Raw genomic sequence first — 20,378 nt, 5'->3', positions numbered from 1 at the left:
CCGCCGCCGAACCCCTGACCGTCGACCCGGAGAAGCAGAAGGCATGAGCGAGAAGAACCGATCTGGCAAGCGGACGGCCCGCGAGCGGATGCTGGAGGAGCGGGCCGCGCAGGACGCCCAGCACGCCAAGAAGAAGAAGCTCCTGGTCATCGGCGCCGTGGTGGTGGTGCTGGCGGTGGCCGCCGGGATCGGCATCGCGGTGCAGAGCAGCCGCTCCAGCTCGGACACGCCGAGCGCGGCCCCGGCCGGCGCGATCGGCCCCAAGAACCTGGTGATCCCGGACGGTCCGGCCAACGCCCCGGCCACGCTGACCGTCTACGAGGACCCCAGGTGCCCCGCCTGCGGCCAGTTCGAGCGGGAGTTCGCGCCCACCGTCGACCAGTTGCAGGACCAGGGCAAGCTCTACGGGAACTACCACATCGTCTCGTTCATCGACCGGCACGACGGCGGCAAGGGCTCCAAGAACGGGGCCAACGCCCTGGCCTGTGCCCAGGACGCGGGCTACTTCCGCGCCTACCACGACGTGCTCTACAAGAACCAGCCGGACGAGACGGTGGACGCCTGGAAGGACAAGTCCAAGCTGATCGACCTGGCCAAGCAGGTCCCGGGCCTGGACTCGCCCACCTTCGAGTCCTGCGTCAACAGCAACAAGTTCGGCAGCTGGGTCTCCGCGGTCGAGCAGGACTTCGACAAGTCCGGCTACACGTCCACCCCGACCGTGCTGCTCAATGGCAAGCCGATCTACCCCAAGAACGGCAACGACGAGATCACCCCGGACAACCTGGTGAAGTGGGTCGACGAGGCCAACCAGGGCAAGAAGCCGGGCACCACCGGCAGCGGCTCGGCCAGCCCCGCGCCCACCAGCACCGCGGCCGAGAGCGACCCGGCGCTGCAGCCCTCGGGCGGCGGCTCCTAGGCCCGCCCGCCGATCGCCCGGGGTGCCGTGTCCGAACCGGTACCCCGGGCGATGCCGGTTCGCCGGTCGGCAGGCGGTAGCGTCGGACCTGCCATGGAACTCGCTTACATCCCGAGCCCGTCGCGGGGCGTCCTCCACCTGGGACCGATCCCGCTGCGCGCGTACGCCTTCTGCATCATCATCGGTGTCGTCGTGGCCGTCTGGCTGGGCGGCAAGCGCTGGGTCGCGCGCGGCGGCGCCAAGCACACGGTCGGCGACATCGCGGTCTGGGCGGTGCCGTTCGGCCTGGTCGGCGGGCGGCTCTACCACGTGATCACCGACCACCAGCTCTACTTCGCCCCGGGGAAGAACCCGTGGAACGCCTTCAAGATCTGGGAGGGCGGCCTGGGCATCTGGGGCGCGATCGCGCTGGGCGCGGTCGGCGCCTGGATCGGCGCCCGCCGGCGCGGCGTGCCGCTGCCGGCCTGGGCGGACGCGGTGGCACCGGGCATCGCGCTGGCCCAGGCCTGCGGACGCTGGGGCAACTGGTTCAACCAGGAGCTGTACGGCAAGCCGACCACGCTGCCCTGGGGCCTGCAGATCGACCCCGCGCACCGGCCGCCCGACACCCCGGACCTCGCCACCTACCACCCGACCTTCCTTTACGAGTCGCTCTGGTGCGTGGGCGTGGCGGCGCTGGTGATCTGGGCCGACCGGCGGTTCCGGCTCGGGCACGGGCGGGCCTTCGCGCTCTACGTCGCGGCGTACACCGTGGGCCGGTTCTGGATCGAGTACCTGCGGGTGGACGAGGCGCACTACTTCCTGGGTCTGCGGTTGAACGACTGGACCTCGATCGTGGTCTTCGCCGGCGCGGTGGCCTACTTCGTGGTCGTCGGCCGGCTGCGGCCCGGCCGGGAGGACCCGGACAGCATCGACCCGGCGGCGCACTAGGAGCTCGCGCAGGACGAGCCGAGCCAGCAGGACGACGCCGCCTGACCCACCGTCACCACGGGCCCCGGAGTGCACGCACTCCGGGGCCCGTTCTGCTGCCCGGTGCGCAGTCGAACACCGAACCCGCAGCTCAGCGCAGGTTAGCCAGCCCTGGCTTGCTAGAAAACGTCAGATCATCGGGCTAGTTTCAAGGTTGAGACGCCCTGACTGCGGTCGGGGAAGCACGCTGCACCAGGGAGGGCCGCCATCATGAGCGCCACCGTCACCGAACCCGCCACCGAGGAGCCGACGGCCCCGCGGATCCCGGACGCCGACCACCACCGCGACGTCAACGGCGGCTGGCTGCGCCCGGCGGTCTTCGGCGCGATGGACGGACTGGTCTCCAACTTCGCCCTGATGACCGGCGTGGTCGGCGGCTCGGCGAGCCACAGCGCCGTGGTGCTCACCGGCCTGGCGGGCCTGGCGGCCGGCGCCTGCTCGATGGCCGCGGGGGAGTACACCTCGGTGGCCTCGCAGCGCGAGCTGGTGGAGGCGGAGATCGAGGCGGAGCGGATCGAGCTGCGCCGCAACCCGGCGGGCGAGCTGGCCGAGCTGGCCCAGGTCTACATATCCCGCGGCGTGGACCCGGAGCTGGCCCACCAGGTGGCCGAGCAGCTGACCCGGGACCCGGAGCGGGCGGTGGAGGTGCACGTGCGGGAGGAGCTGGGCATCGACCCGCACGACCTGCCCAGCCCGCTGGTCGCCGCGGCCTCCTCGTTCGGCTGCTTCGCGCTCGGCGCGCTGCTGCCGCTGCTGCCCTACCTGCTGGGCGCCGACTCGCTGCTGCCGGCCCTGGTGCTGGCGGTGCTCGGGCTGTTCGGCTGCGGTGCGCTGGTGGCCCGGGTCACGGCGCGCAGCTGGTGGTTCTCCGGCCTGCGCCAGCTGGTGCTGGGCGGCGCGGCGGCCGGGGTCACCTTCCTGCTGGGGGCGCTGATCGGCGGCCAGGTCGGCTGACCGGACCGTGTGATATCTCACTCACTGCACTGCATAGGCATGCAGAATTTGCGGTGGGAGCGGCGGTCCGCCATCGGTCCGTCGCTCCGGACGCAGCTGAACGCGTGAATTCGCAGGCCGACCCCGGGGCGGGGTCGGCCGGCGCCGTTTCGCCCCTGTTTCGCCCCTGCGGCGACCGGGCACACTGAGGTGGGCCCACGTCCCCGCACTACCCGTAGGTAAGGGCCTCTGAGCTGCGGCCTTGTCCGCCATGTGGACGAAAAATTCCACTTCCCGGGACTTCCGGCATCATGTAACCTGCACGAAATCGCAGAGGGCCAACGTCGTCCCTGTTGCACGTGACCCCCTGGCCGGCGGCCGGGCGGCACCCCAAATGCTCAAGACGACGACGGGAGAGCCGATGCTGTCTGCATCCATGCACTCCGCCAACGAGCCCCAGGGCAGCACCAGCTCCCCGTACGCGCTCGTTCCGGATGCGCGACCTGCTGCTCAGGGCCTGTACGACCCGAGGAACGAGCACGACGCCTGCGGCGTCGGCTTCGTCGCCACGCTGACCGGCATCGCCGACCACACCATCGTCGAGCAGGCGCTCACCGTGCTGCGCAACCTCGAGCACCGCGGCGCCACCGGGGCCGAGCCCGACTCCGGCGACGGCGCCGGCATCCTGACCCAGATCCCGGACGCGTTCCTGCGCGCCCAGGTGCCCTTCGCACTGCCGGGCGCCGGCGAGTACGCGGTCGGCATCGCCTTCCTGCCGGACGAGGACGCGGCCGACGCCGCCGCTGTCGCGCAGGTCGAGGCGATCGCGGCCGAGGAGGGCCTGACCGTCCTGGGCTGGCGCGAGGTGCCGACCGCCCCCGACCTGCTGGGTGCCACCGCCCGCTCGGTGATGCCGCGCTTCCGCCAGCTCTTCCTGGCCGGCCAGGGCACCAGCGGACTGCTGCTGGACCGGGTCGCCTTCGTGGTCCGCAAGCGCGCCGAGCGCGAGGCCGGGGTGTACTTCCCCTCGCTCTCCGCCCGCACCATCGTCTACAAGGGCATGCTGACCACCGGTCAGCTGGAGCCGTTCTTCCCCGACCTTTCGGACCGCCTGTACGCCTCGGCGATCGGCCTGGTGCACTCCCGGTTCTCCACCAACACCTTCCCGAGCTGGCCGCTGGCCCACCCCTACCGGTTCGTCGCGCACAACGGCGAGATCAACACCGTCAAGGGCAACCGGAACTGGATGACCGCGCGCGAGTCGCAGCTGGCCACCGACCTGATCCCCGGCGACCTGTCGCGGATCTTCCCGATCTGCACCCCGGACCACTCCGACTCCGCCTCCTTCGACGAGGTGCTGGAGCTGCTCCACCTGGGCGGCCGCCCGCTGCCCCACGCGGTGCTGATGATGATCCCGGAGGCCTGGGAGAACCACGCCACCATGGAGCCGGCCCGGCGCGCCTTCTACCAGTACCACTCCAACCTGATGGAGCCCTGGGACGGCCCGGCCTGCGTCACCTTCACCGACGGCACCCAGATCGGCGCCGTACTGGACCGCAACGGCCTGCGCCCGGCCCGGTACTGGATCACCGAGGACGGCCTGGTCGTGCTCTCCTCCGAGGTCGGCGTGCTCGACCTGGCGCAGGAGAAGGTGGTCAAGAAGGGCCGCCTGCAGCCCGGCAAGATGTTCCTGGTCGACACCGCCGAGCACCGCATCGTCGAGGACGAGGAGCTCAAGGGCAAGCTCGCCGCCGAGCACCCGTACGAGGAGTGGGTGGCCGCCGGCCAGATCCAGCTCTCCAAGCTGCCCGAGCGCGAGCACATCGCGCACACCCACGCCTCGGTGACGCGCCGTCAGCAGACCTTCGGCTACACCGAGGAGGAACTGCGGGTCATCCTGGCCCCGATGGCCAAGACCGGCGGCGAGGCGCTCGGCTCGATGGGCACCGACTCGCCGATCGCCGCGCTCTCCGAGAAGCCCCGGCTGCTCTTCGACTACTTCGTGCAGCTCTTCGCGCAGGTCACCAACCCGCCGCTGGACGCCATCCGCGAGGAGCTCGTCACCTCGCTGCTGAGCAACCTCGGCCCCGAGGGCAACCTGCTGGCCGCCGAGGCCGCGCACTGCCGCTCGGTCGGCATGCCGTTCCCGGTGATCGACAACGACGAGCTCGCCAAGCTGATCCACATCAACGCCGACGGGGACCAGCCCGGCCTGAAGGCCGTGACCCTCTCCGGCCTCTACAAGGTCTCCGGCGGCGGCGAGGCCCTGGCCGCCCGGCTGGCGGCCATCGCGGCCGAGGCCGACGCGGCGATCGCCGACGGCGCCCGGGTCATCGTGCTCTCCGACCGCCACTCGGACGCCGAGCACGCCCCGATCCCCTCGCTGCTGCTCACCTCCGCGGTGCACCACCACCTGATCCGCACCAAGCAGCGCACCCTGATCTCGCTGCTGGTCGAGGCCGGCGACGTCCGCGAGGTCCACCACGTGGCGCTGCTGATCGGCTACGGCGCCGGCGCGGTCAACCCCTACCTGGCGATGGAGTCGGTGGAGGACCTGGTCGCCCAGGGCACCTTCCTGACCGGGATCGAGCCGGACAAGGCGATCCGCAACCTGATCAAGGCGCTCGGCAAGGGCGTGCTCAAGGTGATGTCCAAGATGGGCATCTCCACCGTCGCCTCCTACCGCGGCGCGCAGGTCTTCGAGGCCATCGGCCTGTCCCAGGAGACCGTCGACAGCTACTTCGCCGGCACCACCACCAAGCTCGGCGGCATCGGCCTGGCCGAGATCGCCAAGGAGGTCGCCGCCCGGCACGCCAAGGCCTACCCGGCCTCCGGCATCGCGGCCGCGCACCGCGCGCTGGAGATCGGCGGCGAGTACCAGTGGCGCCGCGAGGGCGAGCCGCACCTGTTCGACCCGGACACCGTCTTCCGGCTGCAGCACTCCACCCGGGCCCGGCGCTACGACATCTTCAAGCAGTACACCGACCGGGTGAACGAGCAGTCCGAGCGCCTGATGACGCTGCGCGGCCTGTTCAAGTTCGACGCCCAGGGCCGCACCCCGATCCCGATCGACGAGGTCGAGCCGGTCTCCGAGATCGTCAAGCGGTTCTCCACCGGCGCGATGTCCTACGGCTCCATCTCGATGGAGGCGCACGAGACGCTGGCCATCGCGATGAACCAGCTGGGCGGCAAGTCGAACACCGGTGAGGGCGGCGAGGACCCGGAGCGCCTGTACGACCCGGCCCGCCGCTCGGCGATCAAGCAGGTGGCCTCCGGCCGGTTCGGCGTCACCTCCGAGTACCTGGTGAACGCCGACGACATCCAGATCAAGATGGCCCAGGGCGCCAAGCCCGGCGAGGGCGGCCAGCTGCCCGGCCACAAGGTCTACCCGTGGGTGGCCCGGACCCGTCACTCGACCCCGGGCGTCGGCCTGATCTCCCCGCCGCCGCACCACGACATCTACTCCATCGAGGACCTGGCCCAGCTGATCCACGACCTCAAGAACGCCAACCCGGCGGCCCGCGTCCACGTGAAGCTGGTCTCCGAGGTCGGCGTGGGCACGGTCGCGGCCGGCGTCTCCAAGGCGCACGCCGACGTGGTGCTGGTCTCCGGCCACGACGGCGGCACCGGCGCCTCGCCGCTCACCTCGCTCAAGCACGCGGGCGGCCCCTGGGAGCTCGGCCTGGCCGAGACCCAGCAGACCCTGCTGCTGAACGGGCTGCGCGACCGGATCGTGGTGCAGACCGACGGCCAGCTGAAGACCGGCCGCGACGTGGTGATCGCCGCGCTGCTCGGCGCCGAGGAGTTCGGCTTCGCCACCGCGCCGCTGGTGGTCTCCGGCTGCATCATGATGCGGGTCTGCCACCTGGACACCTGTCCGGTCGGCGTGGCCACCCAGAACCCGGTGCTGCGCGAGCGCTTCTCCGGCAAGCCGGAGTTCGTGGTGAACTTCTTCGAGTTCATCGCCGAGGAGGTCCGCGAGATCCTCGCCGAGCTGGGCTTCCGCACCCTCGAGGAGGCGGTCGGCCACGCCGAGCACATCGACGCGAGCGGGGCGGTCAGCCACTGGAAGGCGGCCGGCCTGGACCTGGCCCCGCTGTTCCACGTGCCCGAGCTGCCCGAGGGCGCGGCCCGGCACTGCACCACCACCCAGGACCACGCGCTCGACAAGGCGCTCGACAACCAGCTGATCGAGCTGGCCGAGGACGCCCTGGAGCGCGGCGAGGCGGTGCGGATCCAGCTGCCGATCCGCAACGTCAACCGCACGGTCGGCACCATGCTCGGCCACCAGGTGACCAAGCGCTACCGCGGTGCGGGCCTGCCCGAGGGCACCATCGACGTGACCTTCACCGGCTCGGCCGGCCAGTCCTTCGGCGCCTTCGTGCCCAGCGGCATCACCCTGCGGCTGGAGGGCGACGCCAACGACTACGTCGGCAAGGGCCTGTCCGGCGGCGTGCTGGTGGTCCGTCCGGCCCGCGACGCCGCCGCGATCGGCGCCGACGCCCAGGCCCACGTGATCGCCGGCAACACCATCGGCTACGGCGCCACCTCGGGCCGCATCCACCTGCGCGGCAAGGCCGGCGAGCGGTTCGCGGTGCGCAACTCCGGCGCCACCCTGGTGGTCGAGGGAGTCGGCGACCACGGCCTGGAGTACATGACCGGCGGCCGGGTGGTCATCCTCGGCGAGACCGGCCGCAACCTGGCGGCCGGCATGTCCGGCGGCATCGCCTACGTCCTCGACCTGCGCCCGGCCAACGTCAACGGCGGCATGGTGGGCATCGAGGCCCCCGACGCCCACGACCGCGAGTGGCTGCGCGAGACCGTGCAGCAGCACTACGAGGAGACCGGCTCGACGGTCGCCGCCGAGCTGCTGGCCGACTGGGGCAGCGGCGTCAGCCGCTTCTCCAAGATCATGCCCACCGACTACAAGGCAGTGCTCGCCGCCAAGGACGCCGCTGAGCGCGACGGGCTCTCCGAGTCCGAGACCACCGCGAAGATGATGGAGGCGGCACATGGCTGACCCCAAGGGCTTCCTGACCACGCCCAAGCAGCTGGCGGAGCGCCGCCCGGTCGACGTCCGGCTCCGTGACTGGAACGAGGTCTACGTCGAGCGCAGCCTCCTGCCGATCATCACCAAGCAGGCCGGCCGCTGCATGGACTGCGGCATCCCGTTCTGCCACAACGGCTGTCCGCTGGGGAACCTGATCCCCGAGTGGAACGACCTGGCCTTCCGCGACGACTGGTCCGGCGCCATCGAGCGGCTGCACGCGACCAACAACTTCCCGGAGTTCACCGGGCGGCTGTGCCCGGCGCCGTGCGAGTCGGCCTGCGTGCTGGGGATCAACCAGGACGCGGTGACCATCAAGAACGTCGAGGTCACCATCATCGACAAGGCCTGGGACAACGGCGGGGTGCGCCCGCAGGTGCCCGAGCGACTGTCCGGCAAGACCGTCGCCGTGGTCGGCTCGGGGCCGGCCGGCCTCGCGGCCGCCCAGCAGCTGACCCGGGCCGGGCACACCGTGGTGGTCTACGAGCGGGCCGACCGGATCGGCGGCCTGCTGCGCTACGGCATCCCCGAGTTCAAGATGGAGAAGCGCCACATCAACCGCCGCGTCGAGCAGATGCGCGCGGAGGGCACCCGGTTCCGCACCGGCGTGCACGTGGGCGAGGACATCACCGGCCAGGACCTGCGCAACCGGTTCGACGCCGTGGTGGTCGCCGCCGGCGCCACCACCGCCCGCGACCTGCCGGTCCCCGGCCGGGAGCTGAACGGCATCCACCAGGCGATGGAGTACCTGCCGCTGGCCAACAAGGTCCAGGAGGGCGACTACGTCGACTCCCCGATCAGCGCCAAGGGCAAGCACGTCATCGTGATCGGCGGCGGTGACACCGGCGCCGACTGCCTGGGCACCGCGCTGCGCCAGGGGGCGGCCTCGGTCACCCAGCTGGAGATCATGCCGCGCCCGAGCGAGGCGCGGCCGGCCGGCCAGCCCTGGCCGACCATGCCGATGACCTACAAGGTCACCTCCGCGCACGAGGAGGGCGGTGAGCGGGTCTACTCCGTCAACACCACCCACTTCACCGGCGACCAGGACGGCAACGTCCAGGAGCTGCACCTGGTCGAGGTGGAGTTCAAGGACGGCCGGTTCGAGCCGGTCCCGGGCACCGAGCGGTCGATCCCGGCCCAGCTGGTCACCCTGGCCATGGGCTTCACCGGCACCGACCAAGGCAACGGCCTGGTCGACCAGCTGGGCGTGGACCTGGACGCACGCGGTAACATCGCCCGGGACGGGAAGTTCGCCACCAACGTCGATGGCGTCTACGTCTGCGGCGATGCCGGCCGCGGCCAGTCGCTGATCGTCTGGGCGATCGCCGAGGGCCGCTCCGCCGCCGCCGCGGTCGACGCCTACCTGGGCGGCAAGACGGCGCTTCCCGCACCGATCCGCCCCACCGACCGCCCCCTGGTGGTCTGACCCGCAACGCCTCGCGACCCGGCTGCCGACCTGCTCGGCGGCCGGGCCGCACTCCGACCGCCGTGCGGCGGTCCTAACCCTCCCGCACACAGCCCGGCTCGCCGGGCCGCTCCATCGCTGACCCGTCAGAGCCGCCGGTCCTCAGCGGAGCACCAACGACGGCGCCTGCCCCGTCCCCGACCAAGGGGGGCAGGCGCCGTCGGCATGTCCGCAGTCAGCCCGCCGACCGCGCCCCGGCCGGCGCGGTGTGCAGCCGGGCCCGCTCGCCCGCACCGGCAACAGGGCGCGCCGGCAGGGCCGTTCACCGATCGTCCCCCGGCGAACTCACAGCTTCCACCCGTGGTTGTTGACGGTTGGACATGGCAGACTGCCGTCCGTGACAGCGCCAGGGGAGGCAGCGCGATGAACGGCACGGGCCAGACCGGCAGCGGAGTGACGGTCCGACGGCTGCTGCTCGGCTCCCAACTGCGCCGGCTGCGCGAGGCACAGGGCGTCAGCCGGGAGGACGCCGGCTACGAGATCCGCGCCTCCGAGTCCAAGATCGGCCGGATGGAGCTGGGCCGGGTCAGCTTCAAGGAGCGGGACGTGGCCGACCTGCTCACCCTCTACGGCGTCGAGGACGGGGGACAGCGCGCCGAACTGCTCGGCATGGTGCGCACCGCCAACGAGGTGCCCTGGTGGCACGACTACGCCGACGTGGTGCCGGCCTGGTTCCAGACCTACCTCGGCTTCGAGGAGGCGGCCGGCGTCATCTCCTGCTACGAGGTGCAGTTCGTCCCCGGGCTGCTGCAGACCGAGGCCTACGCCCGCGCGGTGGTCGAACTGGGCTCGCTGGCCGCCCCGCAGCGCGAGATCGACCGGCGGGTCGAGGTGCGGCTGCGCCGCCAGCGGCTGCTGCAGGGCGAGCAGGCCCCGGCGGTCTACGCGGTGATCGACGAGGCGGCGCTGCGCCGCCCGTGCGGCGGGCCCGAGGTGATGCGCGGTCAGCTGGCCCGGCTGCTGGAACTGACCGAGCACCCGGGCATCGAGATCCAGGTGATGCCGCTGGGCTTCGCCGGCGCGGGCGTGGAGAGCGGCACCTTCTCGCTGCTCTCCTTCCGCGAGCCGGACCTGGCCGAGGTGGTCTACCTCGAGCAGTTCACCACCGCGCTCTACCTGGACCGGCCGCGCGAGGTGGAGGAGTACCGCGACACCCTGGAGCGGCTGCGGGTGGACAGCCTCACCGTCGAGCAGAGCCGCGAGCTTCTGCGGACACTGCATCAGGAAGCCTGACTCATCAGTAGGATGATCCTCAGTCAGCCCGGGGGAACACGGTAGCTGGATATCGCGCACGCACGCGAAGGGGATTCAGGTGTCCTACTTTTCGGAACTCGCCCTGCAGTACATCGACGGCCAGTGGCGCCCGGGGAGCGGCTCCTGGGACATCGTCGACATCAACCCGTTCAACGGTGAGAAGCTGGCCAGCATCACGGTGGCCACCGTCGGCGAACTCGACGAGGCCTACCGGGCCGCCGAGCGCGCCCAGCGCGAGTGGGCCAGGACCAACCCCTACCAGCGCCGGCTGGTCTTCGAACGGGCGCTGCGCCTGGTCGAGGAGCGCGAGCAGGAGATCACCGAGGCGATCATCGCCGAGCTCGGCGGCACCTACCTGAAGGCGGGCTTCGAACTCGCCCTCACCAAGGACATGCTGCGCGAGGCGATGCAGCTGGCCATCCGCCCCGAGGGCCGGATCCTGCCCTCGCCGGTGGACGGCAAGGAGAACCGGCTGTACCGGCTGCCGGTCGGCGTGGTCGGGGTGATCAGCCCGTTCAACTTCCCGCTGTTCCTGTCGATCAAGGGCGTCGCCCCCGCCCTGGCGCTGGGCAACGCGGTGGTGCTCAAGCCGCACCAGGACGCCCCGATCGTCGGCGGCACCCTGCTCGCCAAGCTCTTCGAGGACGCCGGGCTGCCGGCCGGCCTGCTCAACGTGCTGGTCACCGACATCGCCGAGATCGGCGACGCGTTCATCGAGCACCCGGTGCCCAAGGTGATCGCCTTCACCGGCTCGGACCGGGTCGGCCGCCACGTGGCCACCGTCGCCGCCTCCCACTTCAAGCGCACCGTGCTCGAACTCGGCGGCAACAGCGCGCTGATCGTGCTGGACGACGCCGACCTGGACTACGCGGTGGACGCGGCGGTGTTCAGCCGCTTCGCGCACCAGGGCCAGGTCTGCATGGCGGCCAACCGGGTGCTGGTGGACCGCGCCGTGCTCGCCGAGTTCACCGAGAAGTTCGTCGCCAAGATCAGGACCCTCAAGGTGGGCGACCCCGCCGACCCGAGCACCCAGCTCGGCCCGCTGATCAACAGCACCCAGGCCGACGCGATCACCGCCGAGGTCGATCAGGTGATCGCCGACGGCGCCACCGCCCTGCTGCGCGGCAACACCGTCGGCACCCTGGTGGACCCGGTGGTGCTCACCGACGTGCCGGCCGGCCACCCGCTGCTGCACCGCGAGCTGTTCGGACCGGTGGTCATGGTGCTCCCGTTCGACGGCGAGGACGAGGCGGTGGCCATCGCCAACGACACCCCCTTCGGCCTCAGCGGCGCCGTGCACAGCGGCTCGGTCGAGCGCGGCGTGCAGGTGGCGCAGCGGATCGAGACCGGCATGATCCACGTCAACGACGGGACCATCGCCGACGAGCCGATCGTGCCCTTCGGCGGCGAGAAGAACTCCGGCGTCGGCCGGCTCAACGGCGAAGCCACCGTCGAGGCGTTCACCACGGTCAAGTGGATCTCGATCCAGCACGGCCGCAGCCGGTTCCCGTTCTGAGACCTCGGGGTTGCAGCGGTCATCTCCGGACATACCATCGCAGAAGGACAGCGATGGGAGGCCGGAGATGACCAGACGAGCCGCACCCGGCAGCAAGCTGCGCCGCGGTACCCAGGACCTGCTGGAACGCCGCGGCATGATGACCACCACCGGCGGCCAGCGCCCCGTCGGCCCGGTGCTGCACACCACGGCCGCCGCCGGCCCGGCTGCCCGCCCGGCCGGCTACGGCAGCTACGCGGCCCTGGCCGGCGCCGCCCCGTTCGCGCACGGCGGGCGCCGCGCCCCCGAGGAACGGGCCCACACCGGCATCGCACCGGGCCACGCCGAACTCAAGGGCCACCGCCACCGCGGCGCCGAACACCACTCGGCCCACTGACCGGACACCACCGGGCCCGGCCACCCCGCCACGGGGCGACCGGGCCCCGACCGTGCCCAGGCGCGCTACAGCGCCGCCAACCGGGCCAGCGCGCGCTCCACCCGGGCCGCGAACTCCACCCCCGGATCCTCGCCCAGCGGCTCCAGCCGCCACCAGCACAGCGCCCGCTCGTACCAGTCCAGCGGCTCCGGCACCCACTCGCGCACCGCCACCGACGCCCGCGCCCCCGCGCCCGGCCCGGCCCGCCGCACCACCTCCTCGGCCGCCGCCAGCAGCAGCCCCGCCTGCCGCGCCGCCGCAGCCGGCCAACCCGCCGCCGCCACCTGCTCGGCCCGCCGGCCCACCTCCGACTCCAACTCCCGCAGCAGCTGCGGATCCGGACCCGTCGCCGGCAGGACCGGGCGAGAGCCCCGGCCGCGCAGATCCTGCACCAGCCAGCCCACCAGCGCCCCCGCCGCGTACAGCCCGCCCACCGCGGCCACCGCCCACAGGCCGGCCCCCGCCGCCAGCGCACCCGCCAACCCGGTCAACCCCGCCGCACTGCCCGCATAGTGCGGCACCGAGTCGAACCACCGCCCCAGCGGCGACCGCCGCGCCCCGGCCGGCCCCGACGGCTCACTGGTAGCCACGGATCTCCTCGAAGACACCGCTCAGCGAACCCGACATCCCGTCGAACAACTTGCCGCCCGTGGTGTCGGCAATGCCCTGCAACTGGTCCTTGGCCCCCTCGCCGAACAGGATCGGGAAGACCGGCACCGCCTTCCCCGAGGCCGGCAACGCCTGGTAGAAGTCGGCGAAGTCCTTCGCGCTCGCCCCCTCGTTGCTCTCCCCGTCCGTCATCAGCACGATCGAGGTGAACCGGTCGTCGTTCGCGGCCGCCTGCTGCTTGGCCACCTCCCGGTAGGCCGCCTCCAGCGTCGAGTAGATCGCGGTACCGCCGTCCGTGGACAGGCTCTGCACATCGGCGTTGATCGCCGCCAGCTCCGACTCCGGCGCCGTCGCCGGGACCTGGTGCACCTTCTCCCACTTCACGTCGTCCGCGAAGGAGATCAGCGTGACCTCCTCGCGGTTGCGGAACCGGTTCACCGCCCGGGTGTCCCCGGACCCGGTCAGCACGCCCAGCGCCGTCTTCAGTGCCGCCAGCCGGTCCCCGGACATCGAGCCCGAGGTGTCCAGCACGTACACCGTGCGCGACGGGCGGCGCAGCTCGTTCTGGTACGCGGCCAGCAGCGCGTCCGCCACCGACCGGCTGCCCGGGAACGGCAGTTCGGGCCGCCGGTCCGGCGACAGGCCCGGCCCCAGCGCCGCCCCGGCGAGCACCGGCCGGCGCTCGGTGGTGTCGGAGATCTTGCGCTGCACCTCCGGGCGCAGCAGATAGGCCGTCAGCCGCCCGAAGTCGTCCTTGGCCGACTGCGGAGCCGAACTGAGCAGGCTCAGCGGATAGTCGGAGGTCACCACCCCGTCCGTCGGGCGGACCACCGTCAGCTGGGCGTCCCCGGGCAGCGTCCGGTTGAGCGACAGCAGCACCGACTCGTAGTTCACCAGCGCACCCACCGGATTGCCCGAACCACCCTGCGCGGTGCGCTGGTAGGCCTGGGCCAGCCAGCCGGAGGAACCCGAGGTCAGCTTCTGGCCGCCGAAGAAGCCGTGCAGCGCGGGCGTCGCCTTGGCCACGTCCGCCTCGGTCAGCGCCGCCTGCGCCCCCGAGAACGCCGAGGCCACCCCGACCAGCGCGGACAGGCCCGAGTTGGAACGCGACGGGTCGGTCATCCCGAAGGTCAGCCTGCCCTGCTGCACCGCGTCGCCGATCTGCGACCAGGTCACCTTCGCCGGGTCCCAGCCCAGCCCCGGCAGCAGCGAGGAGCGCACCCCGACCGCCACCGGCGAGACCATCACCGGCGTCTCCGAGAGCAGCCTGGCACCGGCCGCCCGGTCCAGCCGCAGATAGCGGTTGGAACCGAACCAGACCGCGTCGTACGCACCGTCGGCCTTGCCCGAACTCACCGTGTCGGCCCCGTCCAGCGTGCCGGTGAAGGTGAACTTCACCGTCACCCCGGTCGCCTTCTGGGCATCGTCCAGCACCGGCTGCAGGTCCTGCAGCTCACTGCCGGCCAGGATCCGCAGGGTGCCCGGCGTACTGGTCGGCGCCGCGGCCGCCGAACTGCCGGACGCGCCCCCGTCATGGCGCGGGGAACCGCTGGTGCAACCGGTGACGGCAGCCAGCAGCAGGGCGAGAGCGCCGAGCACGGCCCGGCGGGGAGCATGACGGGGCATCAGCTGTTCTTTCCGGTGGCAGCGTTGATCATGGCCTTGAGCAGGTCGCCGGTCGGCGAGTTGGCCTGGGCGGACTTCAGGTCGGCCACGTTGGCCACGAAGTGGTTGGCCTGGACCGTGGCCCCCATCTCCCGCGCGAAGGCGCCCGGATCGGTCTCCGGCCGGAAGCCGTGGTCGGCCTCCAGCTTCACCAGTGCGGGATCGCTCTGCAGGGCGAGCGCGAGCTGGTGCGCCTGCGGCGTCAACTCGACGACCGTGTGGTCACTCTGGATCGTGGTGTCCGGATAGAGCACCACCGTGTCCTTCGGCAGCGTCCCCGCGCGGGCCCGCTCGGCCACCTCCGACTCGTACGTCCAGATCAGCGGCTTGCCGGCGCCGGCGATGAAATCGCCCACCAACTGGTCGCTGCTGGCCAGCAGCGCGCCCTGCGGCCCGAAGAAGCCCTTCAGCGCCGTCCCCTCCCGGGCCGCCGAGGCCGGGTCGGTCACCACGTTGTTGCCCAGGTCCAGGTAGGCCAGGGTGGCCAGGTAGAGCGCGGCCGAGCCCGAGGACTGCGGGTCGGTGGTGGAGACCAGGACCTTCCCGCTCAGCTCGGGGTGGCCCTTCACGTCGTTCCAGCTCGGGTGCCCCGCCTTGACCAGGTCCAGGTAGGCCCTGGTGAGGAAGACCGTCACACCGTCGTCCCGTCTCCTGACCAGGCCCAGTTGGTCCAGCGCGTCCACGGTCGACGCCTGAGCCACCAGCACCAGCGGCGAGTAGAACGGGCGCACCGGCACCGTCGTCACCTGGTTGGGTATGTCCGCGCCGATCACGTCGGTGGACGGGATCGCGAAGTCGTACTTGGCCTTCTTCGACAGGTCGGCCATCTGCCAGGACCCGGCGTGGTCCACCGAGACGCCCAGATGCTGATCGGAGAGCGCCTTCGCGACCGCCGGATCGGCGAAGAAATTGGTCTTTTCCGAACCGATCAGGCCACTCACCCTGGTGACGGCACCAGGTGTCGGCCGGCTGCAGCAGTGCGAAGCGATCAGCACCACCACCCCGGCCACCAGGGCAAGTGCCAGCACGCCGCCCAGCAGGCGCTTCATGTTCCCGTCCCCCCAGCCTCGAACCCGGCGTCCGACGGACACCAGCCTCCCGCCCCGCTCGGAGCGGCACCCGGCGCACCGGCGAACCGGGCGTGAACAGGCTTTCACGGATCGGCAACAGCCGCGAGACAGATGAGTCAACTCTCCTGGCGGACAAGAGAGATCATGATGCGTCAGAGAGTTAAACGAAGCTTCCGTCAGTGGTCATGTGACGATCCGGCGGAACGGCGTTGTTACGCGCGGGTAATGCATACCCTCGGACTCATGCGCCGAGCAAAAATCGTCTGCACCCTCGGGCCCGCCGCCGACTCGTACGACCAGATCAAAGCCCTGGTCGACGCCGGCATGGACATCGCCCGACTCAACCTGAGCCACGGCTCGCACGCCGAACACGAGGAGCGCTACCGCCGGGTCCGCAAAGCCGCGGACGAGAGCGGCCGCAGCGTCGGGATTCTGGTCGATCTTCAAGGTCCGAAGATCCGCCTCGACACTTTCGCCGAAGGACCCGTACTCCTCGAACGCGGCGACGAGTTCACCATCACCGTCGAAGACGTCCCGGGCAGCCGCGACATCTGCGGCACCACCTACAAGGGCCTCGCCACCGACGTCACCCGCGGCGAGCGGATCCTCGTCGACGACGGCCGCGTCTGCCTCGAAGTCACCCACGTCGACGGCCCCCGCGTCCACTGCCTCGTCATCGAAGGCGGCCTGGTCTCCGACCACAAAGGCCTCAACCTGCCCGGAGTCGCCGTCTCCGTGCCCGCGCTCAGCGACAAGGACGTCGCCGACCTGCGCTGGGGCCTGCGGATCGGCGCCGACCTGATCGCCCTCTCCTTCGTCCGCAGCGGCAAGGACATCGAGGACGTCCACAGCATCATGGCCGAAGAAGGCCGCTTCCTCCCCGTCATCGCCAAGGTCGAGAAGCCCCAGGCGGTCGACGCCCTCGAATCCATCGTCGACGCCTTCGACGGCATCATGGTCGCCCGCGGCGACCTCGGGGTCGAAATGCCCCTCGAGCAGGTCCCCCTGGTCCAGAAGCGCGCCATCAAGCTGGCCAAGCGCAACGCCAAACCGGTCATCGTCGCCACCCAGATGCTCGACTCGATGATCAACGCCTCCCGGCCCACCCGCGCCGAGGCCTCCGACGTCGCCAACGCCGTCCTCGACGGCACCGACGCCGTGATGCTCTCCGGTGAGACCTCCGTCGGCAAGTACCCCGTCGAGACCGTCAAGACCATGGGCCGGATCATCGAAGCCGTCGAGAGCGACGTCCTCAGCGCCGGCCTGCCCCCGCTCACCCCCACCAACAAGCCCCGCACCCAAGGCGGTGCCGTCGCCCGCGCCGCCGCCGAGATCGGCGACTTCCTCGGCGCCAAGTACCTGATCGCCTTCACCCAGTCCGGCGACACCGCCCGCCGCCTCACCCGCTACCGCTCGCCCATCCCGGTGCTCGCCTTCACCTACGAACAGGCCGTCCGCAGCCAACTCGCCCTCACCTGGGGCGTGGAGACCTTCCTCGGCCCCTTCGTCCCGACCACCGACGAGATGGTCGCCCAGGTCGACGCCCAACTCCTCAGCCTGGGCCGCTGCCAGCGCGGCGACATCGTCATCATCACCGCCGGCTCCCCGCCCGGCCTGGCCGGCTCCACCAACCTGGTGCGCGTGCACCACGTCGGCGAGCTGGACAACTGACGGACCAGCGACCCGCCCCCGCGTTCCGGGGGCGGGCCGCTCCGCCGCTCCCGCTCCCCACCCACGTCCCGCCGCTGCCGCCGATCACCCGATCCGGCCGGCCACCGCCGTCCGCGCGATCTGCGTCAACTTCGCCACCTCGAACGCGCTGTACACCCCACCCGCCAGCAACGAGAACTTCACCCCCGCCCGACCCGCCGGCCGCCGGAACCCCTCCGGCACCCACCGCTGGTAGTGCGCCGCCGCCCGATGGAAGAACTGCGGCCGCTCCGCCCGGCTCACACACCCCGCCAGATCCAGCACGAACAAGTAGTGCCGCACCATCCGCTCGAACAACTGCGCCCGCACCTCGGCCGGCGCCCCCGCCGTGTCCAGCAACGCGAAACTGCGCTCGTACTGGTCGAACAGGTCGAACTCGCAGGACCCCGGCGACCCCGCCGGATGCACCGTCTGCCGCCGCCGCAACTGCACCAGCTCCCGCTCCAGCACCGCCACCCGCTCGGCCCGCAGCAGCGCCTCGTGCACCGTCGGCACCTCCTCGTACCGCCCGTCCGGGAAACCCAGCCCCGCCCTGGTCCACAGCTGCCGGCTGATCAACCGGTCCCAGGCGAAGGCCGGCACCCCGAACAGCTCCGGCCGCTCGCACGCCGCGAAAGCACCGCTGCCCGCCCGCGCCAGCACCGCCTCCGCCGCCCCCGGCCAGACCCGCCCCGCGTGCAGCCGGGTGTGCCCGAACAGCACCAGCTCCGGCTCCTCGTCGAACTCCCGGATCCGGTCCACCAGGCCCAGGAACGCCCCGGGGGAGAGCAGGTGGTCGGCGTCCAGGAAGAGCAGGTAGCTCCCCGTCGCCCGGGTCGCCCCCGCGTTCCGCACCCGGCCCACCCCCACCTCGGCGTTCAACCGCAGCACCGAGACCCGCGGATCCGACCCCGCCTGCCGCACCTCCTCGGGGCACGCGGGGGAGCGGTCGGCCACCACGATCACCTCGAAGCCGCCGAACGACTGGTCCAGGATCGACTCCAGGCAGTCGGAGAGCTGTCCCTGCTGGTCATGGGCGGGGACGACGACGGAGAAGAGCGGCTGCGGCATGAGCCCCGAAGGTAGGTGGGCCGGCTTGTCATGGCAACCCCCGAGAAGCGGGCAAACCGGGTGTACCGGCAGGAATCTGGCGAAGGATCACCAAATCCTCACCCGTCCGTGACCTGGCCGTTTGTGGATGCCGAGGACTGTGGGCCGACCCGCAGGGCCGGGGTGGGCCGCACGGCGGGCAGGCCCGCCGACGAATCGATGCAAATCGGATACCGCCCCACCCTGCCCGCACTTCGGCGCATGCGGGGCTTCCGAGGATTCCGGGCCGACCCGGACGAGTGGGGCGAGCCGCACGGCGGCCAGACCCAGCCGACGAACCGACGCCAAATCGGATATAGCCAGACAATGCCCGTGCTTTAGCACGTGTGAGGAATTGTTAATCTCCTCGTAGCAGGCTTTCCGTTGCGTGGAGATTATTGGTACGCGAGCATGTGATTACGGATTGAGTCATGTCGGGGAGCGGCCGGCCGGCTCTCGCTGTCGGGAAAGGGGACCGTGTCGTGGACGACCGCCTTTTGGGAGTGATCGGCAATGTCATTGCCGAGATCAATGAGCGGCGGGACGAGAAGATCCCGACCGATGACCTGCTGAATGTCAGCCTGTACGGCGACGCGGGTGTCTTCGATTCCATGCACCTGGTCAACTTCCTGACCCTGGTCGAGGAGGCGATCGAGGACGAGTACGACCTCGAGATCTCGCTGACCTCCGAGAAGGCCGTGTCGCGGCGGATCAGCCCGTTCAGCCGGGTCGAGCGGCTGATCGAGTTCATCGAAGAGGAGATGGTCCTGGTCGGCGCCGAGTCCGGCCAGGGAAGCGCGGTCTGAGACTGCCGCCGGCGGGGCGGGGAGGGAGTGCCACGTGCCGGTGACGGTACGCAGGGCGGTGGCCGAGGACCTGCACCAGGTCTACCCACTGCTCCGGGATTCGACGCTTAATTCGTCATGGATCCCGTTCGAGTCGCGCCGGCGGATGTTCCAGCCGCAGTGGGGCGGCAACGAGGGGTATTACGGCTATGTCATGGAGGACGGCAGCGAGGTCGTCGGATTCCTCGGGACGCTTTTCACCGAACGTGACATAGACGGGCGGCGGCACAAGTTCTGCGAGATCCACTCGTGGTTCGTGAAGGACGCCTACCGGAACGAGAGCATGAAGCTCTTCCTTCCGGTGATGTCGATCCGAAAAGCCACGCTGCTGAACTACACTCCCACCCGGACCGTCTACGACATCAGTAAGAAGTTCGGCTGGGCGGACCTGGAGACAAAGGTCCTGCAGTTCCTGCCGGTGCCGACACCTCGGACCCTGAGTCCAGGCTACCGGCTGGAGACGCGAAAGCACCTGATCATCCAGCATCTGGACGAGGCCGACCGGAAGATCTTCCTCGACCACGAGAATCTGGACTGCCGCCACTACCTCGTCATGCGTCGTGGCAGCACCGACTACCTCTACCTCGTCGTCAAGAAGCTCCGGTTGCGCAAGTACGTCCCGTTCGGCCGGATCCTCTACGCGAGCAACAAGCCGATGCTGCTCGACGTCATCGACCGGCTGCGCCTGGACCTGTGCCTGCGCCTGGGCGCCGCGTTCGTCGTCATCGACCACGCCGAGCTGGCAGACCTCCTCGACCAGCGGGGCGCCCCCGCGTTCGCCAAGGTCGTCACCCGTGAGGTGCCCTCCCAGTACAAGTCCAAGGATCTGACGGCGCAGGACATCGGCCCGGCGCTCTACTCCCTGCCGCTGCTGATCGGTTATCGGCTGCACTGAC

Annotated in this window: 15 protein-coding genes; 11 read left to right on the top strand and 4 right to left on the bottom strand. The window is 70.9% G+C overall.

The features are described from left to right. Positions 1-43: 43 nt before the first annotated feature. From C7C46_RS02935 to C7C46_RS02900, 8 genes are all read left to right on the top strand, one after another. The gene (locus C7C46_RS02935; protein WP_110665309.1) at positions 44-916 is read left to right on the top strand and encodes a DsbA family protein; all 873 of its coding nucleotides are present in this window, start codon (positions 44-46) and stop codon (positions 914-916) included. Positions 917-1,009: 93 nt separating this feature from the next. Next, complete coding sequence (lgt, locus tag C7C46_RS02930; RefSeq protein WP_110665307.1) at positions 1,010-1,846, top strand: prolipoprotein diacylglyceryl transferase; 837 nt, start codon at positions 1,010-1,012, stop codon at positions 1,844-1,846. Between the two features lie 249 nt (positions 1,847-2,095). Further along, the gene (locus C7C46_RS02925; protein WP_110665305.1) at positions 2,096-2,839 is read left to right on the top strand and encodes a VIT1/CCC1 transporter family protein; all 744 of its coding nucleotides are present in this window, start codon (positions 2,096-2,098) and stop codon (positions 2,837-2,839) included. Positions 2,840-3,254: 415 nt separating this feature from the next. Then, on the top strand, positions 3,255-7,838 hold the full coding sequence (gltB, locus tag C7C46_RS02920) for a glutamate synthase large subunit (RefSeq protein ID WP_181442165.1): 4,584 nt from the start codon (positions 3,255-3,257) through the stop codon (positions 7,836-7,838). After that, on the top strand, positions 7,831-9,291 hold the full coding sequence (locus C7C46_RS02915) for a glutamate synthase subunit beta (RefSeq protein WP_110665300.1): 1,461 nt from the start codon (positions 7,831-7,833) through the stop codon (positions 9,289-9,291). Before gltB ends, C7C46_RS02915 begins: the two co-directional genes overlap by 8 nt. 402 nt (positions 9,292-9,693) lie before the next feature. Beyond that, positions 9,694-10,563: a helix-turn-helix domain-containing protein gene (locus C7C46_RS02910; protein WP_110665299.1), complete on the top strand. Its 870-nt coding sequence runs from the start codon at positions 9,694-9,696 to the stop codon at positions 10,561-10,563. A 79-nt stretch (positions 10,564-10,642) separates the two neighbouring features. Beyond that, positions 10,643-12,100, top strand: coding sequence for an aldehyde dehydrogenase family protein (locus C7C46_RS02905; protein ID WP_110665296.1), 1,458 nt, complete (start codon positions 10,643-10,645; stop codon positions 12,098-12,100). A gap of 67 nt (positions 12,101-12,167) precedes the next feature. Next, the gene (locus C7C46_RS02900; protein WP_110665294.1) at positions 12,168-12,476 is read left to right on the top strand and encodes a hypothetical protein; all 309 of its coding nucleotides are present in this window, start codon (positions 12,168-12,170) and stop codon (positions 12,474-12,476) included. Between the two features lie 65 nt (positions 12,477-12,541). On the opposite strand, the gene C7C46_RS02895 is transcribed toward C7C46_RS02900, so the two are convergent. Genes C7C46_RS02895 through C7C46_RS02885 form a run of 3 tightly spaced genes read right to left on the bottom strand, consistent with a single transcriptional unit; the run spans position 12,542 to position 15,838 of the window. After that, positions 12,542-13,105, bottom strand: a complete 564-nt coding sequence (locus C7C46_RS02895; protein ID WP_110665292.1) for a hypothetical protein — start codon at positions 13,103-13,105, stop codon at positions 12,542-12,544. Next, the gene (locus C7C46_RS02890) at positions 13,092-14,750 is read right to left on the bottom strand and encodes a VWA domain-containing protein (RefSeq protein WP_110665290.1); all 1,659 of its coding nucleotides are present in this window, start codon (positions 14,748-14,750) and stop codon (positions 13,092-13,094) included. The genes C7C46_RS02895 and C7C46_RS02890 overlap by 14 nt, the downstream gene beginning before the upstream one ends. Further along, the gene (locus C7C46_RS02885) at positions 14,750-15,838 is read right to left on the bottom strand and encodes a hypothetical protein (RefSeq protein ID WP_110665287.1); all 1,089 of its coding nucleotides are present in this window, start codon (positions 15,836-15,838) and stop codon (positions 14,750-14,752) included. The genes C7C46_RS02890 and C7C46_RS02885 overlap by 1 nt, the downstream gene beginning before the upstream one ends. A 264-nt stretch (positions 15,839-16,102) precedes the next feature. Between C7C46_RS02885 and pyk the strand changes: the two genes are divergently transcribed. Continuing rightward, complete coding sequence (gene pyk, locus C7C46_RS02880) at positions 16,103-17,530, top strand: pyruvate kinase (protein ID WP_110665285.1); 1,428 nt, start codon at positions 16,103-16,105, stop codon at positions 17,528-17,530. 84 nt (positions 17,531-17,614) lie between these two features. Here the strand turns inward: pyk and C7C46_RS02875 are convergent, their stop codons facing one another. Continuing rightward, positions 17,615-18,619, bottom strand: coding sequence for a glycosyltransferase family 2 protein (locus C7C46_RS02875; protein WP_110665283.1), 1,005 nt, complete (start codon positions 18,617-18,619; stop codon positions 17,615-17,617). Between the two features lie 500 nt (positions 18,620-19,119). Between C7C46_RS02875 and C7C46_RS02865 the strand changes: the two genes are divergently transcribed. Together C7C46_RS02865 and C7C46_RS02860 are read left to right on the top strand one after the other, a co-directional pair. Next, on the top strand, positions 19,120-19,443 hold the full coding sequence (locus tag C7C46_RS02865) for a hypothetical protein (RefSeq protein ID WP_245984065.1): 324 nt from the start codon (positions 19,120-19,122) through the stop codon (positions 19,441-19,443). A 34-nt stretch (positions 19,444-19,477) separates the two neighbouring features. Next, on the top strand, positions 19,478-20,377 hold the full coding sequence (locus C7C46_RS02860; protein ID WP_110665276.1) for a GNAT family N-acetyltransferase: 900 nt from the start codon (positions 19,478-19,480) through the stop codon (positions 20,375-20,377). The last annotated feature ends 1 nt before the right edge of the window (position 20,378 follow it).

The organism is Streptomyces tateyamensis, from assembly GCF_003205575.1.
Classification (GTDB): Bacteria; Actinomycetota; Actinomycetes; order Streptomycetales; family Streptomycetaceae; genus Kitasatospora; species Kitasatospora tateyamensis.
Note: the sequence above shows the minus strand (reverse complement) of the source record. Positions and strands in the feature narration are given on the sequence as shown.